A 13,874-nucleotide genomic window follows, 5' to 3' on the forward strand; every position below is an offset into this window, starting at 1 on the left:
AACAGAAGTCTCTGCTAGGTAGCTTGCTTTGCTAAAGCAATCCGTAATCAAAGGTTACTTTTTGTCATTCTTTGTTCGGCGTGTGTAATTGTTGTAAAGAAGAACCCCTACCACAGTAAAGCCGACTGGACCAGCTATCATCCACAAGGTATCGCGGTAACCAGTACCGTCTAACATTGGTTGGAAAATCGTAAAGGCATTGGCCCCTAATACTAATAAGAAGACCACGACACTGATAACAACTGTCCATTTGTAGTTCTTGAAGGCTTCAAAAGGCCGTTCCAAATCGGTTTTCTTCTTGAATTTTGGAAATGCGTAAATCAAGAACAGATAAGGTAACGTCATGGAAACATTGGCCATCAAGGTCAAGATTCGATAGAAAGCAGATGAATCTGGTGTCCCAAAGGAAGCCAATAAAATGATTGCAACGACTAACGCGCATTGAGCCCACATCGCAAAACTTGGCATACCGTTTTTGTTCAATTGAGTGAACTTTTCAGGCCATAGTTTTTTCGGCGTACCCATAATCAAAGTCTTCAATGGAGAATACGTCAAGGTGAAGAAAGCACCACTATAGGCTAAGAACATCCCAATCCCGGTATAACGGGCGAACCAGTTTCCTACAGTCAAAGCAGTGGTTTGGCTCAAGCCGATGCCGCGGCCAAACTCGTACCCTAAGTTGTTCATCATCACATAACTAATATTCCCTAAGTTCGTTGTTTCGCCAGACAAAACTGCGTTCCAGTTGGTGCTGACACCCCACAAGAAGATCCCCAAAGCATAACCGATGGAAATAATCAAAGCGGAAAGCATGATTGCCCGTGGAAATGTTCTTTCTGGATTACGGGTCTTATCTACCATACTCCCGATTGCTTCCAACCCACCATAAGCGAAAATCGCAAATACGGCGAAACTTAAAAGACTAATTGGGGTTTGGTAGCTAGGATTTGGTGAAGTCATGATGTCTTGCACCGGTTGAGCTAAGTGTCCGCCATTCGCCACTAAGATAATTCCAGAAATAATGATCAAAATGACATTCAGACTTGTTACAGCTAAACCACCAAGGCTGGTGATTTTGATGATTCCTTTGACCCCTTTGATGGATACAAAAGTTACCATGACCATCCAAAGACAAGCCAGTAAGCCCACCATTTGCGTAGAGTTAAGACCAAACATCCCCAATTTTTGGGTTTGGTCACTTCCGGCAAAAGCGGTGGTAAAAGGAATCCAAACTTTTGAAGCCGTAGAAACCATCCATACCACGTAAGAGGCAAACCACATAAACGTTCCGATGAACGCAAAGCGTGGTCCAACGCTGACCTCCAACCATTTGTACATCCCACTGTTTTCACCTTTAATCGCAGAACCGTATTCTGCCATCATCAAAGCAAAAGGGATAAAGAAAAGAATTGCAGCAATGACGTAAAAGACGATTGAGCCGTAGCCCATGAGGTAAAACGCGACGGGCCCGTTGGCAAAGCCAAACACCGTGGTAAAAATCATCATTGCTAAGGCACTTAATGTCATGCCTTTTCCTGCTTTCGACAATGAAACCACTCCTATTCATTTTTTTAAGAATTTTCCTGCTCGCAAAACACATTACGCACATTTGGATAAACGATCGCCAATATAAAAATCCTCGAATATCACCTTACAATGAAAAACACAAAAGTGCAAGATAAGGCCATTAAGTAGAAATCTTTAGAATATTCTTTAGACTTGTTACAAAAGTATTTACCCTGTGATTACCGCACCATTTACAGGTATTTAAAATAACAAAAAGAAGAATTTTAAGTCGAAAAAACCTTTTTATTGGAAAACAAAACCCCTTGAAGAAGTTTTCTTCTTCAAGGGGTTAATTTTAGATATCTGCTAAGGCAGTGTCAATCGTGGTAGAGCCTTCATGCATGGTGATGACTTTTCCAGTTGTATTTGGATAGTCCAGCAAACTAGCCAAGACTTCCGCCACATCACCAATGGCATTTTTACCGGTATCGGTCACTTGCAAGGAAACCTCGCCAGTGGCAGGTTCTTCCACCAAACTTCCCGGTTGCAAAATCGTATAAGCCAAATTTGTGTTGTGAATCAGCCAGTTATCCGAAAAATACTTGGCGATATTGTAATCCATAATCTCCGCTAAGTAGGATTCTGACCAACGTTCAGGTTCCAAAGCAAACAAGGAGCTCAATTGAATGTAACGAGGCACGTGGCCTTCTTCTGCGGCTTGCATCAGTTTCACGGCACCAAATAAATCGGCCTGAAGCAAATCTTGCCCTCGAGAACCTGCGACGAAATAAATCACGTCCATCAGTCGAATTTGCTGAGCAATCTCGGCGACAGAAGCATGCAAGTCAAAAGGAATCGGCTTAATTCGGTCTGTCTCTGGAATTTTTTCGGCACTACGAGAAGCGGCAAAAACATTGTGTCCTTTAGCGGCCAGCTTTTCTGTTAACAATTGACCCACACGTCCCGTGGCCCCGACTACAAAGATTTTCATGAGTGTTCCTCCTTCTTTTTTGAATCTACTTTCAGTCTAACTCAGGGACGGTGCCTAAGCAAAGAAATCGTCTTAGCGAAACAATCACAAGAAAAAGAGCTCAGGAATCATCCCCGAGCTCTTCATTTTATTGGAAAATTGATTGATTAATAATAGACTTCATCTAAAAACAATCCTTGGGCCGGAGCTGTTTCTCCCGCTTCACTGCGGATTTTATTGGCAAGTACTTGGTCGATGACCGCAAGAGGCAAGCGTCCAGCGCCGATTTCGATTAAGGTGCCCATTAGAATTCGGACCATTTTATACAAAAAGCCATTGCCCACAAACGTGAAGTGCAACATACTGCCTTCTTGCGTAATCGTGATTTCATCAATCCTACGCTCCGTGGATTTTTTAGACTTTTTCAAAGCAGAGAAGCCTAGAAAATCATGAGTGCCAACTAACTTCTCGCAAGCCGCCTCCATTTTAGCAAGATCTAACGGCTCAACTACTTGGAAGCTGTGGTACCGCTCAAAGGCCGTGGGAACCACATCATTCCATACATAGTAACTGTACTGTTTGCCCTTGGCATTGTACCGGGCATGGAAACGTTCTGGCACTTCCACCACTTCTTTTACCACGATATCATCGGGTAAATAGCGATTAAATAAAGTCAAAAATTCGTCTTCTGAAAGCGTGGACGTCGTTTTGAAATTGGCCACTTGTCCTTTGGCATGGGCTCCCGCATCCGTCCGTCCAGAGCCGATGATTTCAATCGTCTCACCGGTTAGCTGCTGAATGACTTTCTCAATTTTGCCTTGGATGGTCTTCTCGGAATCTCCTAGCCGTTGCCAGCCTAGATACCGCTTGCCGTCATATTCGACGGTTAATTTTAGATTACGCATGGGTTACTCCTTTTAGTTAAAAGCACTAGATTACGTGTAGCTCACTATTGGGCCAATCACGTTTTCATTGTATCACGAAAGCAGCGGCTTTTCTTATGGATTAGCTGCCAGAGCTTGGTATAAAGGCATGAGTTCCAAAAGGGCTTGAACAGTTTGTTCTTCGATTCCGACAAGCTCTCCTTTAAAAAAGAGTTTTCCAATTTGAAACGTGCCATCTTGTAAATCCCGGGCGAACTTTTCTTGTAAACTTGGACTTGCTAAATACTCTGTCAGAGGCAAATGATCCGCTAGCTCGTCTTCTTTTTGCGGCCAAATGAAATACTCCTCCACCGGAACTTGTTTGCTCCATTGGGGCAGTACGTCTAGCAATTGATTGTAGTCTGACGGGGTGCCTTGGCGTTCATTCATGCGATAGTGTTGAAACATCAAATAGACTTGATACTGCTTTTGATTCAATAAAACCGCTAGACAAGCATTTTCTTGCTGGCGATGCTCACTACGATAGGCACTCCAAAAATGGCTGCGTACATTCCAGCCGTTCGTCCAGATCTCGATTTTCGGCTTTTTCATGCCTAGTTCATCCGGCAAATCTGCCGCCACCTTCAGCTGCAAGTTCTTCCATTTTTGCCAATGACTTTGGTAATCCTGTTTGATTGCTTCCACTTGTTCGGGTGACAATTCTGCCTTTAGTTGCTTGAAAGCATAATGCTCTCTTCGAAATAAATCAAAATCTGCTGGGGTTAAGTTCATGAATTAGACCTCTTTTATAATGAAATGTATGGTTTAGTACTTTTGCTTGACAAGGATTACACCCCGAACCCCACCTTTTGGATCAGCAACATCCCCTTGGTAACGAGGAATCAGGTGACAATGGCAATGCAAGATAGTCTGACCTGCCACAACACCGTAATTAAAGCCAATGTTATATCCTTATGGAGCATAGCGCTGATCCAAGTATTTTTTTCCGAGTTTCACTAATTTGTCAGTGTCCGCAAGCTCCCTTTCAGTTAATGAAAAGTAATCTTCACGGTGCGCTTTAGGAAGAATTAAAAGGTGGCCTTGAGTTACCGGATTGCGATCAAAAATCGCAAAACAAGTTTCATTTTCAAATACGATGTCTAATTTACTGCGACAGAAAACACAAGTCTCCATGGCTTTGCTCCTTTCATTGATAGGCTCCATCGCCAATTTCTAGAATTTAAAATACCCTTGATGAAGCATCTCGTACAATTCGCTTTTCTTCCGATTAGGAACTAACTTTTCCACATTGGTTAAAGTCAGATCCGGGTTTTTAGCGCCTACCAACAGATAATACAAACCAAAAATCGGTTCGTTTTCCTTGGACAGAACGGCTTCATTTCCCAAAACATCCACAGTCAACTGGGCAAACTCCGGCGTATCGAAAAAGCCCCCACTCAAAGTCAACGCTCCTGAGCCGATGATACTTGGTTTTAAAGTGCGCAGGTTCAACAGGATCCCTTCCACCACACTGCGAATCATCTCCTGACGAGTCGTAGTGATACGCAAGTTTTGAAAGCCTCCGGTCAATTCTGCATCCCAATAAGGAGCCCGCTCCCCATTCAAGAAAGGATAAAATTTGACGCCCCCGGCACCAATAGGCGTAGTTTCTAAGATTTCTGGCAACTCACGAAAAAAAGTACTGCTGTCGCCAGAAAAAATCCCACTGGCCCAAGCCAAGACGCTACCACCGTTATTGGAAGGGCCTCCGCTGACAAACAGCTTATCCGTCAAACGATAGGCAAAAGGCTGCTGGATCACATCCAACTTGTGATCTGGACCAATGGAACGCAGTGCTGCACTAGTACCGATGGTCAAACTATTAGCGATTCCTGTGGTAGCAAGCCCCGCATAGGCCGCCAAGCAACCATCACTGGCACCACAATACACACTCGTTTGAGGCTTAAGGCCAAACTGTTTTACTCGTTCTTCTCTTATCTCAAAGACCTGATTGACTGGAATGATGGGTGCCAGTTGGCCTTTCTCCACACCTAGATACGCTAAGATTTCCTCATCCCATTGCCCACTTTCTACGTTGCACATACCGGTGGCGGAAGCGGTAGCCACATCGATTGCCACTTGCCCTGTAAAGTAGTCCATTAGCAATTCTTTCAGTCCCCACCAGGACGTGTTCTCTGGATAAGTCTGAGCTTGTTGAAAGTACAAAAGCTTAGCAAAGGTCGACATCGGATGAATCGGTGTGCCACTGCGAAGATAGAACCGTCTGGCTGTAGCTACAGGCAGTTGTCGAATCACTTCTGTAGCTTGCTGATCCGACCACAGAAAAATCTTGTCAAATTGTCCATTCACTACCGGCATCAGACTATGCATGGCCACACTAAAGCTCAGGGAACCTACCTGCTCCATGAATTCTCTGGGAATCTCACTAAGCAGGCCAGCGATTGTTTGCAAGATTTCTGTCGCCTTTTGATAACGTGCACCACCCGCTTCATCATAAGTCGTCAATGCTTGGCTACTGTGGTAAATACTGGTTCCTTTGACAATTATTCCGACCTTGATTGCGGTGGAGCCCACATCGATTCCCAAAAATCCCTGTTCCATCTTTTTCCATCCTATCTTAAAACCTCATGACCGCCAAATTGATTGCGCAAAAGAGCCACGAGTTTCTCGTTTAATTTATCTTCATCCTCTGAAGCGTAGCGAACCATTAGTGCCTGAGTAATCACCGGTAAAGAAACTTTACGTTTTAAAGCTTCTTCCACAGTCCAGGCGCCTTCTCCTGAGGAAGGAATTACTCCTGCAATAGTTTCAAAGTTCTCCTGTTCTGTAAATACAGCTTCAGTTAACTCCATCAGCCAAGAACGAATCACAGAACCATGGTTAAACACCTTAGCTACCTTGTCAAGCTGATAAGCAAAAGGACTGTGAGCAAGCAAATGGAATCCTTCGCCTATTGACTGCATCATACCATATTCAATTCCATTATGAACCATCTTTAAGTAGTGACCACTACCACTTGGGCCACAGTAAAGATAGCCGTTTTCCACACATAAATCAGCAAAAAGGCTCTCTACCTGAATAAATGCGTTTTCGTCCCCTCCTATCATCATACAGGCCCCATTGCGCGCTCCAGCCATTCCCCCAGATGTACCGACATCTAGAAAGGTCACTTGTTGGCTATCACAATAGGCTGCATTGGCAATCGTATCCGTATACTTAGAATTGCCAGCATCAACTAATACATCATCAGGTTTTAAATAAGCAGCCGCTTCTCTCAGTATCTGATTCGTCACTGTGCCTGCTGGTAACATCACCCAAACAACCTTGGGACTAGGATCTGCCAATAATGTCTTGATATCTGAAAAAAACTGACCCCCAATTGCTTCAAAATCAACTCTTACTTGTGGGTTTTGATCCATTCCCGAGAGCTCATATTTTCCCAAGCGACTGATGTTTTCTGCAACTCCAAATCCCATCTTGCCCAACCCAATAAATGCAATTTTCTTCATCTTTTCCTCCAGACAAAACGACCAGTGACAGAGCAATGGTCGTTTTTTGATTATTTGAATTCAGGATCTTCCGAAACAGCTAACACTCTTTCATCTATGAGCGAACGATACCAAGTAGCCGATTTTTTCAGACTGCGGCTTCTCTGTTCATTTAACTCAATACGAACCAAGCCATAGCGATTTTTAAAAGCATTCATTGGGGAGACACAATCAGTAAAAGCCCATAACATGTAGCCTTCACAATTGGCTCCCGCATCTACTGCTCGTAGTAATTGTTCCAAATGTTTTGAGATAAATTCAATTCGGTAATCATCTTGAACGATTCCCTGCTCATCCATAAACAGTTCTTCATTTTCACGTCCCATACCATTTTCACTAACAACCCAAGGAATATCTCCGTAATTTTTTTGTAGATACATGGCCATATCATACATAATCTCTGGATAAATTTCCCAACCGCGCGAATTGTTCATTTGTTTTCCTGGTAAATCAAATGGCTCATAATACATCTCTGGATGAAAGGGTGTATTGGCATTCCAAGCAAAACGGGGTGCTTTTACTCGCTTAGGATAATACTGATTTACACCTAAAAAATCACACGTATTTTCTTGAATGGTTGCAAGCTCTTCTACAGTAGGATAAAAGTAAATATCATGTTTCTTACACAATTGAATTAATTCTTCTGGGTAATGCCCAAGAACCATAGGACCAAAATAAACTTGGTTGTAAAACAAATCATAGATATGCGCTGCTTGCTGATCTTCTTTTGAAGAAGATCGCGGATACACCATTTCAGGATTTAAAATACAGCCAATGCGCCCACTATAGTTTCCAGCATGGTAAATTTCGATTGCTTTCGCAGAAGCCAGGGTCTTATGAAAATTCCATAGCATCCACTTCTTGGTATTTTGTTCATGAGGCCAACGAATAGCATCCAAATAACAACGCGTCTGAGTCACGATTGGCTCATTAAATGTAAACCACTGTTTCACTCGATCTCCATAGCGTTCGAAAGCAATCCGAGCATAACTAGCGTATAACTCCACGACTTTTTTAGAAGACCATCCATCATATTTTTTCATCAAATAGGTCGGCACTTCATAATGCTCCAAACAAAGTATCGGTTCAACCCCGGCTTCAATCAAAGCATCAACCACATCGTCAATATGCTGAGCATAGGATTCGTCTACTACCAAATTCTCATAGTCTACAAAAAAGCGAGACCAATTAATCGAAGTCCGGTAGTGGGTTAAGTGAATTTCCTTCATCAAATCCACATCTTCTTGATATTTCTCCATGAAACGTGTTGCCACCCCTGGTCCGTATCCTTCATGCCAGACAAAGCGTTCTTCTTTGTACCAACTATCAATAAAAGAGTCTTGTCCATCTTTTTTTCCTTGCCATCCCTCCGTTTGCCACGCAGAAGAAGCTGCGCCTAAAATAAAATTTTCCGGTATATTTATTTTCATAAGAAAATCTCCTTGTTTTTATTGGATTTAGGTGTCTAAGCAACCTCTTGTGTCACACGATTGGATACTTTTACGAATGGTAGATAAATTAAGATTGAAACAACAATACAAACAATCTGAGTGATCACCGCACCAATATCTCCGGCAGTAGCCAAGTATGCATTCACGATCGGCGGCATCGGCCAAGGAACCATGACAACAGCTTTTGCCGCAAACCCCATAACTGTGGCAAAGTAGCCAATGGTCCCAGTCACTAAAGGTGTCAAAATAAATGGTATTGCTAAAATTGGATTCAACATAATTGGCATCCCAAAAATTACTGGTTCATTGATATTAAAGATTCCGGGAGCCAAGGACAATTTGGTAATCTCACGCATATCTGCTCGTTTGCCTACTAATAAAATCGCAATCAATAAACCGATAGTTACACCAGAACCACCCATGCTCATGTACATATCCCAAAAAGGCATGGTAATAATATTAGGCACTTCTTTTCCAGCTTCGAATGCTTCAGTATTCACTGCGATTGCCGCTAAAAGTAGTGGCTCACGAATAGGTTTGACCATCTGATTTCCGTGAATCCCAATGACCCAAAAGACTTGCGCGATAAACATTAATAACAAGATTCCAGGTAATCCTTGAACTACTCCTTCTAACGGTTTTTGAATCACATTATAGATAATGTCGTAAGCGTATTGTCCCGTCACAGCATAAATAATAAATCCTAGTGTGGATATCCCAGCAATGGTAATAATGGTAGGAAACAACGCCGAAAAACTTGCAGACACATTTGGTGGCACTGTATCTGGCATCTTTACTTTCAACTTATCTTGACGAAGTAACCAAGAATATAATTCTATTGAAGCAATAGCCACAAACATTCCCAGGAAAAGCCCTTTGGTATCCGTGTACTGTTTGGCCAAAACATTTGAAACTAAGATTTCCCGATTTTCTTCAGTTAAGAAATTATAAGTAGTCGGGTTAACCGACAAATAGGACATAACCGCTACGATTCCGGGGAAAACGCCTGGGATATCATTTAACTTTGCTAATTCAATTCCGATTAAAAAGACAGCGTAAATTGTTAAAAAACTCAATGTAACATAACTAACGGTTGCCGCAATCGGTTTTAAATCAGCCAAAAAACTAAGAAAGCTAATACGCGCCAATCCATTTTCCGCATCGAAGACCATGGCGGAAAATAACGTACCAAAAGCCCCAGTGATGATCACTGGAATAAGTGCAGTAAAAGCATTTTTGATGACCATGATATATCGTAATGAGTTAATTTTAGTCGCTACGTTTCCTAAAACTAACGACAGTTTGTCTAGAAATGAACTTTGTTGCATATTTTCTTCCTCCTTATACCCTATTCATCAATAGAATTTTTTTGATAAAATCTTTACAACAATCTGAACAACAGCAAAATCATTTTATCAAACAAGCTAACAGTAATCGATTACATTGCTAATTTATAGCAATTATGCTATTTTGTAAATAAACTTTACAAGCTGCCTCTCAAGTTGTAAAGGCTGATGTTTACAAGTGAGTGTTCCCTTATTTTATTTAATTTAGGAGCTGAGAATATGGCCTATTTTCAAGTAATTGCTACCGAACTGCGGAAAAAAATAGTGGATGGTACCTATCCGAAAGATAGCCGACTCCCCAATCAGTCAACTTTAGCCAAAGAGTTTCGGACAAGTCGTGTTACCATCCAAAGAGCACTTAATACACTTCAGGTGGAAGGACTAATCGAAGGAAGACAAGGATCTGGCTCGTATGTCAAAGGTCCAGAATCACTCTTTGATTACGACGCCAGTATCTACGGTGGGATGACCCGCAAACTAGGACACCTGGGAAATCTCAAAAATGAGATCATCTCCTTTGAAGTTTCCTTTCCCAATGAAAAAGAACAGGAAAAACTACGAATTAAAAAGAATGATCCTGTATACGACATTATCCGTTTACGAATTTTTGAAGGTGAGCCGCTAGCTTTGGAATATACAATTATGCCTGTTTTAATTATCCCAGGTATCACTGAGGAGATTTTAAAAGGTTCAATTTATCGTTATATTCAGCAGGACTTAAATAAACCTTTCGGATCAAGCCATCGACGCATCAAAGCGGATCGTCCCGATACATACGATCAAAAATACTTGCATTGTGAACCGACTGATCCAATTTTGGAGTTCGAGCAAATCGTGTTCTTAAAAGATGGTACTCCCTTTGAATATTCCCAAACACGACACCGCTTTGATAAAGGCGATGTGACTGTTACCTATCAAAGTAGCCGCCACGATTATCACTTGTAAACTGCGGAAGTTACAACTTATCCAATAAGTGAAAAGAAAAAAATAAATAACTAGCGCAAGCATTAATTAAAAAAGGAGTTTTTTTTAATTAGTATCTAGGATGGCTATCCTTTGGCAGAAAGGCCTTTTTCGATTAAAATTGAGTTGAAACGAAAAAGGAGGAAGAATTATGCGGTGGCGCGGGGATCGACAAAGTACAAATGTGGAGGATCGTTCCGGTAGTAGCGGTCGTTCAGTAGGAAAAATGGCGACAGGTGGTGGCCTGGGTGCGATTGTGATTGCCATTATCGTCTTTTTGATTTCCGGTGGGGATCTCGGCAGTGTCACGAATACATTAGGTGGTGGTATTACACCAGCTAGCTATGAAACAGAAAATGTCCAATCTACCGAATACCAAGAGCAAAAGGAATTTGCCGCAGTGGTCTTTGCCCATTTGGAAGATTATTGGAACGAAGAATTTAGTGAAATGAACGAAAGCTATCAAAATCCCAACCTCGTCTTGTTTACAGACAGCGTGAATTCCGCTTGTGGTCAAGCGACTTCTCAAGTTGGGCCTTTCTATTGTCCCGGAGATGAAAATGTCTACTTGGACTTGAGTTTTGCAGACGAACTGTCGCAAAAATACGGTGCTACCGGAGATTATGCTATGGCCTATGTTATTGCCCATGAAGTTGGTCATCATGTGCAAAACGAGCTAGGCATCACCTCTCAGTTGAATAAAATTCGTCAGCAAGTATCTGAAACGGAATACAACAAATACAGTGTGCGCTTGGAATTACAAGCCGATTACTTAGCTGGTTGCTTCTCGAAATACTTGGCAGGAGAAACCCATGATGGCCAGCCCATCTTAGAAGCTGGGGATATTGAAGAAGCCATCACCGCCGCCAACGCGATTGGAGACGATACCTTACAAAAGGAATACCAAGGCTATGTGGTTCCGGATAGCTTCACCCATGGTACGAGCCAACAACGGATTAACTGGTTCAACCGGGGTTACAAATACGGCGATTTAGAGCACGGAGACACTTTTAAAGAAAAAGATTTGGACTTAGCTTCTTAAGCTAAAATCGTAAAAGAGGAGGGCAAAATCGCCCTCCTCTTTTTGTTATGCTGGAATATTTGTTTGAAGCCATTGGACAATCAACTGCCCGATGATTTCCTGTTGTTCCTGATTGGTAATCCTTGCCTGGCCGTCTTTTTTCTGCGCGCCATAACTCCCAAAACCTGCATGGTTGCCACCGCTGATTACTTCATACTGGGTTTGTTCTGGCAAATACGCCTTTGCTTTTACAATATCTGCGGCTTCTACTAACCCATCCTCACTGGCGGAAATCGACAACACGGGCAACTTACTTTTGGCTAAACTGCCCTTTTGGTCCGGATAACTAGCCAAGTAAATCATGCCGGCCACCTCATTTTTATGCTCGGCGCTAAAGCGACTGGCCATGACGCCCCCTAGGGAATGGCCTGCTAAGACATAGGTCTCATGAGGATACTTTGCGATAATCTTCTGGGCCGCATTCTTGCCAAAAACCGCCAAGTTAAATGGCATCTTCAGCAAATAAACATTGTAGCCGGCTTTGGCCACTTGTTGCGTCCAAATACTGTAGCTGGCCGCATCTACCAGCGCCCCAGGATAGAAAATCAAGTTTTGCTCACTCTCTTCTGGCGCTTCAAATAAATAGTACGCCCCAGTCTCTTGACTTGTTTCGCTAATGGCAGCTGCTGTCTGTGTCGGGGAATAAGTATTGGCTTCTAATAAAAGCCATGCACCAAGTAGTAGCACGAAGACTCCAAGAATACTGCTTAAAAGAATTTTACGTCGTTTGCCTTTTTTCATCTTGTCGCTCCTTCTTTAACCAAAGTCTGCAAGCGTTCGACTTTTAGTTGATAACCCCGAGGACACTTTTCGATATAGCCTTGTTCTCGCAGCCATTTCAAAGTATGCATCAAATGCCGGTAACTAACACCTAAGTAATCGGCAATTTGCCCATTGTTTTCCTCGTATCGTCCCTGAACCGCCACTTCCAACAGCAGTGCTGCCAAGCGATACTTCAACTCAAAGGTCTGGGCATTAGAAAAATGCTCCATGCGTTTCAGAAGCTTTTCCCCAATGTAGCGGGCCAAATAGCGAGCCAGATGTCCCTCTGACTTGTAATACTCCCGAACTAAGGGTAAAGGTAGCGCCAAGCAAGTAACCGTCCCCATGGCAATCACGTCTTTGGTTTCTTCTTCCGCATCGACTAAGGTCAACTCCCCAATCAAATCTCCAGCTTCTAAAAACTGCAAAATCAGGCGTTTGCCATTGGCTTCATTTTTCACGATACGAGCTTTTCCGGATAGCAGCAGATACAAGTGCGTCAAAGGTTCTCCTTGACGTACAAGGGGTTCGTTTTTTTCAAAGGAAAGCAGCTGTCCCCCTGTTAGAAGCTCCTGATTCAGAAAGGGAAAGCTCTGTAGTAGTTCAGCTAATCGGCTCAAATCAACACTTTTTGTCATTTTAACTCCTTATTGTGCGATATCTCCTAATTGGTTCCTTCCAGTTTGTTGCATACTCTTCTTGCAATCAATTTACTTTGGAAAGGAAGCTTTACCATGAATTCTACCACGATTTCTCGTTCATTGTTTTTTTACTTGCTCAGCGCTTTTGGGATTAGTCTGACCTTAAAGGCCAGTATCGGTGTCAGCAGCTTCAACTCTTTTAATGCGACTTTAGCGGCCTTTAGTCAGTTGAAGGTGGGGACGATCACCACTGGAGTGAACTTGCTCTTTCTCGGAGCATGTCTATTCCTCGACCCGCATCCCCTTTGGCAGAACTATCTAATGATGGCCAGTGCTTTGTTTTTCTTTGGTTCTACGATTAATCTCTGCTATTACTTGTTGTTGCCCAGTTTTGCGGTTCCTTCTTATGTAGGAAATGTCTTATTGTTTATCACCGGCACCGTGATTGCCGGCATTGGTACGGGAAAAGTCCTAAAGTACCAGTTTCTTAAATTTCCCATTGAAACCTTTTGTGTTTTTTTAGCGGAACGCACCAAGTATAGTTTTGCTTTTTACCGACAAGCCATCGACTTTGTCTGCATCGGCTTGGCTTTAGCATTGAGTTTTCTTGGTCATTTACCTTTAATGGTCAGAGAAGGCACTTTGATTAGTTTCTTGCTCTTGTCTCGGGTGATTGCCCGGGCTAAGGAATAAAGCAACAACTCGTTATTAAAGTAAAAGAA

General features: G+C 42.5%; 13 protein-coding genes and 1 pseudogene. 3 read left to right on the forward strand and 11 right to left on the reverse strand.

The window, feature by feature from the left end; translation table 11 throughout:
* Nucleotides 1-54: 54 nt before the first annotated feature.
* The 9 genes and pseudogenes from yjeM to I579_RS01735 form a co-directional block, all read right to left on the reverse strand.
* Nucleotides 55-1,548, reverse strand: coding sequence for a glutamate/gamma-aminobutyrate family transporter YjeM (gene yjeM / locus I579_RS01695; protein ID WP_010752927.1), 1,494 nt, complete (start codon nucleotides 1,546-1,548; stop codon nucleotides 55-57).
* Between the two features lie 313 nt (nucleotides 1,549-1,861).
* Nucleotides 1,862-2,497 carry an NAD(P)H-binding protein gene (locus I579_RS01700; RefSeq protein ID WP_010752926.1) on the reverse strand — a complete coding sequence of 212 codons (636 nt, stop codon included), beginning with the start codon at nucleotides 2,495-2,497 and terminating at the stop codon, nucleotides 1,862-1,864.
* Nucleotides 2,498-2,643: 146 nt separating this feature from the next.
* Nucleotides 2,644-3,381: a tRNA pseudouridine(38-40) synthase TruA gene (gene truA / locus I579_RS01705; RefSeq protein WP_010752925.1), complete on the reverse strand. Its 738-nt coding sequence runs from the start codon at nucleotides 3,379-3,381 to the stop codon at nucleotides 2,644-2,646.
* Between the two features lie 93 nt (nucleotides 3,382-3,474).
* Nucleotides 3,475-4,131, reverse strand: a complete 657-nt coding sequence (locus tag I579_RS01710) for an HI_0552 family protein (protein ID WP_010752924.1) — start codon at nucleotides 4,129-4,131, stop codon at nucleotides 3,475-3,477.
* Nucleotides 4,132-4,164: 33 nt separating this feature from the next.
* Nucleotides 4,165-4,533, reverse strand: a pseudogene (locus tag I579_RS01715) (HIT family protein).
* 39 nt (nucleotides 4,534-4,572) lie between these two features.
* The gene (locus I579_RS01720; protein ID WP_010752922.1) at nucleotides 4,573-5,961 is read right to left on the reverse strand and encodes a gluconokinase; all 1,389 of its coding nucleotides are present in this window, start codon (nucleotides 5,959-5,961) and stop codon (nucleotides 4,573-4,575) included.
* Nucleotides 5,962-5,972: 11 nt separating this feature from the next.
* The gene (gene gnd / locus I579_RS01725) at nucleotides 5,973-6,869 is read right to left on the reverse strand and encodes a phosphogluconate dehydrogenase (NAD(+)-dependent, decarboxylating) (RefSeq protein ID WP_010752921.1); all 897 of its coding nucleotides are present in this window, start codon (nucleotides 6,867-6,869) and stop codon (nucleotides 5,973-5,975) included.
* 50 nt (nucleotides 6,870-6,919) lie between these two features.
* Nucleotides 6,920-8,338: a glycoside hydrolase family 1 protein gene (locus tag I579_RS01730; RefSeq protein WP_010752920.1), complete on the reverse strand. Its 1,419-nt coding sequence runs from the start codon at nucleotides 8,336-8,338 to the stop codon at nucleotides 6,920-6,922.
* A gap of 35 nt (nucleotides 8,339-8,373) precedes the next feature.
* Entirely contained in the window at nucleotides 8,374-9,687 is a 1,314-nt protein-coding gene (locus tag I579_RS01735; RefSeq protein ID WP_010752919.1) for a PTS sugar transporter subunit IIC, read from the reverse strand.
* A 237-nt stretch (nucleotides 9,688-9,924) separates the two neighbouring features.
* Here I579_RS01735 and I579_RS01740 point away from each other — a divergent pair, with 237 nt between their 5' ends.
* Together I579_RS01740 and ypfJ are read left to right on the forward strand one after the other, a co-directional pair.
* On the forward strand, nucleotides 9,925-10,650 hold the full coding sequence (locus tag I579_RS01740; protein ID WP_010752918.1) for a GntR family transcriptional regulator: 726 nt from the start codon (nucleotides 9,925-9,927) through the stop codon (nucleotides 10,648-10,650).
* A gap of 169 nt (nucleotides 10,651-10,819) precedes the next feature.
* Nucleotides 10,820-11,710, forward strand: coding sequence for a KPN_02809 family neutral zinc metallopeptidase (ypfJ, locus tag I579_RS01745; RefSeq protein ID WP_010752917.1), 891 nt, complete (start codon nucleotides 10,820-10,822; stop codon nucleotides 11,708-11,710).
* Between the two features lie 45 nt (nucleotides 11,711-11,755).
* Here ypfJ and I579_RS01750 read toward each other — a convergent pair whose 3' ends face one another.
* Both I579_RS01750 and I579_RS01755 read right to left on the reverse strand, forming a co-directional pair.
* Nucleotides 11,756-12,490, reverse strand: a complete 735-nt coding sequence (locus tag I579_RS01750; RefSeq protein ID WP_010752916.1) for an alpha/beta hydrolase — start codon at nucleotides 12,488-12,490, stop codon at nucleotides 11,756-11,758.
* Nucleotides 12,487-13,149 carry a cyclic nucleotide-binding domain-containing protein gene (locus I579_RS01755; protein ID WP_010752915.1) on the reverse strand — a complete coding sequence of 221 codons (663 nt, stop codon included), beginning with the start codon at nucleotides 13,147-13,149 and terminating at the stop codon, nucleotides 12,487-12,489. Before I579_RS01755 ends, I579_RS01750 begins: the two co-directional genes overlap by 4 nt.
* A 96-nt stretch (nucleotides 13,150-13,245) precedes the next feature.
* Between I579_RS01755 and I579_RS01760 the strand changes: the two genes are divergently transcribed.
* On the forward strand, nucleotides 13,246-13,845 hold the full coding sequence (locus I579_RS01760; RefSeq protein WP_010752914.1) for a YczE/YyaS/YitT family protein: 600 nt from the start codon (nucleotides 13,246-13,248) through the stop codon (nucleotides 13,843-13,845).
* The last annotated feature ends 29 nt before the right edge of the window (nucleotides 13,846-13,874 follow it).

It is taken from the genome of Enterococcus asini ATCC 700915, from assembly GCF_000407365.1.
In the GTDB taxonomy this organism is placed as follows: Bacteria; Bacillota; Bacilli; order Lactobacillales; family Enterococcaceae; genus Enterococcus_C; species Enterococcus_C asini.

Coding starts and splice junctions, on each gene's coding strand:
- I579_RS01700 (WP_010752926.1), bottom strand. CDS start 2,497: ATGAAAATCTTTGTAGTCGGGGCCACGGGACGTGTGGGTCAATTGTTA.
- truA (WP_010752925.1), bottom strand. CDS start 3,381: ATGCGTAATCTAAAATTAACCGTCGAATATGACGGCAAGCGGTATCTA.
- I579_RS01710 (WP_010752924.1), bottom strand. CDS start 4,131: ATGAACTTAACCCCAGCAGATTTTGATTTATTTCGAAGAGAGCATTAT.
- I579_RS01720 (WP_010752922.1), bottom strand. CDS start 5,961: ATGGAACAGGGATTTTTGGGAATCGATGTGGGCTCCACCGCAATCAAG.
- gnd (WP_010752921.1), bottom strand. CDS start 6,869: ATGAAGAAAATTGCATTTATTGGGTTGGGCAAGATGGGATTTGGAGTT.
- I579_RS01730 (WP_010752920.1), bottom strand. CDS start 8,338: ATGAAAATAAATATACCGGAAAATTTTATTTTAGGCGCAGCTTCTTCT.
- I579_RS01735 (WP_010752919.1), bottom strand. CDS start 9,687: ATGCAACAAAGTTCATTTCTAGACAAACTGTCGTTAGTTTTAGGAAAC.
- I579_RS01740 (WP_010752918.1), top strand. CDS start 9,925: ATGGCCTATTTTCAAGTAATTGCTACCGAACTGCGGAAAAAAATAGTG.
- ypfJ (WP_010752917.1), top strand. CDS start 10,820: ATGCGGTGGCGCGGGGATCGACAAAGTACAAATGTGGAGGATCGTTCC.
- I579_RS01750 (WP_010752916.1), bottom strand. CDS start 12,490: ATGAAAAAAGGCAAACGACGTAAAATTCTTTTAAGCAGTATTCTTGGA.
- I579_RS01755 (WP_010752915.1), bottom strand. CDS start 13,149: ATGACAAAAAGTGTTGATTTGAGCCGATTAGCTGAACTACTACAGAGC.
- I579_RS01760 (WP_010752914.1), top strand. CDS start 13,246: ATGAATTCTACCACGATTTCTCGTTCATTGTTTTTTTACTTGCTCAGC.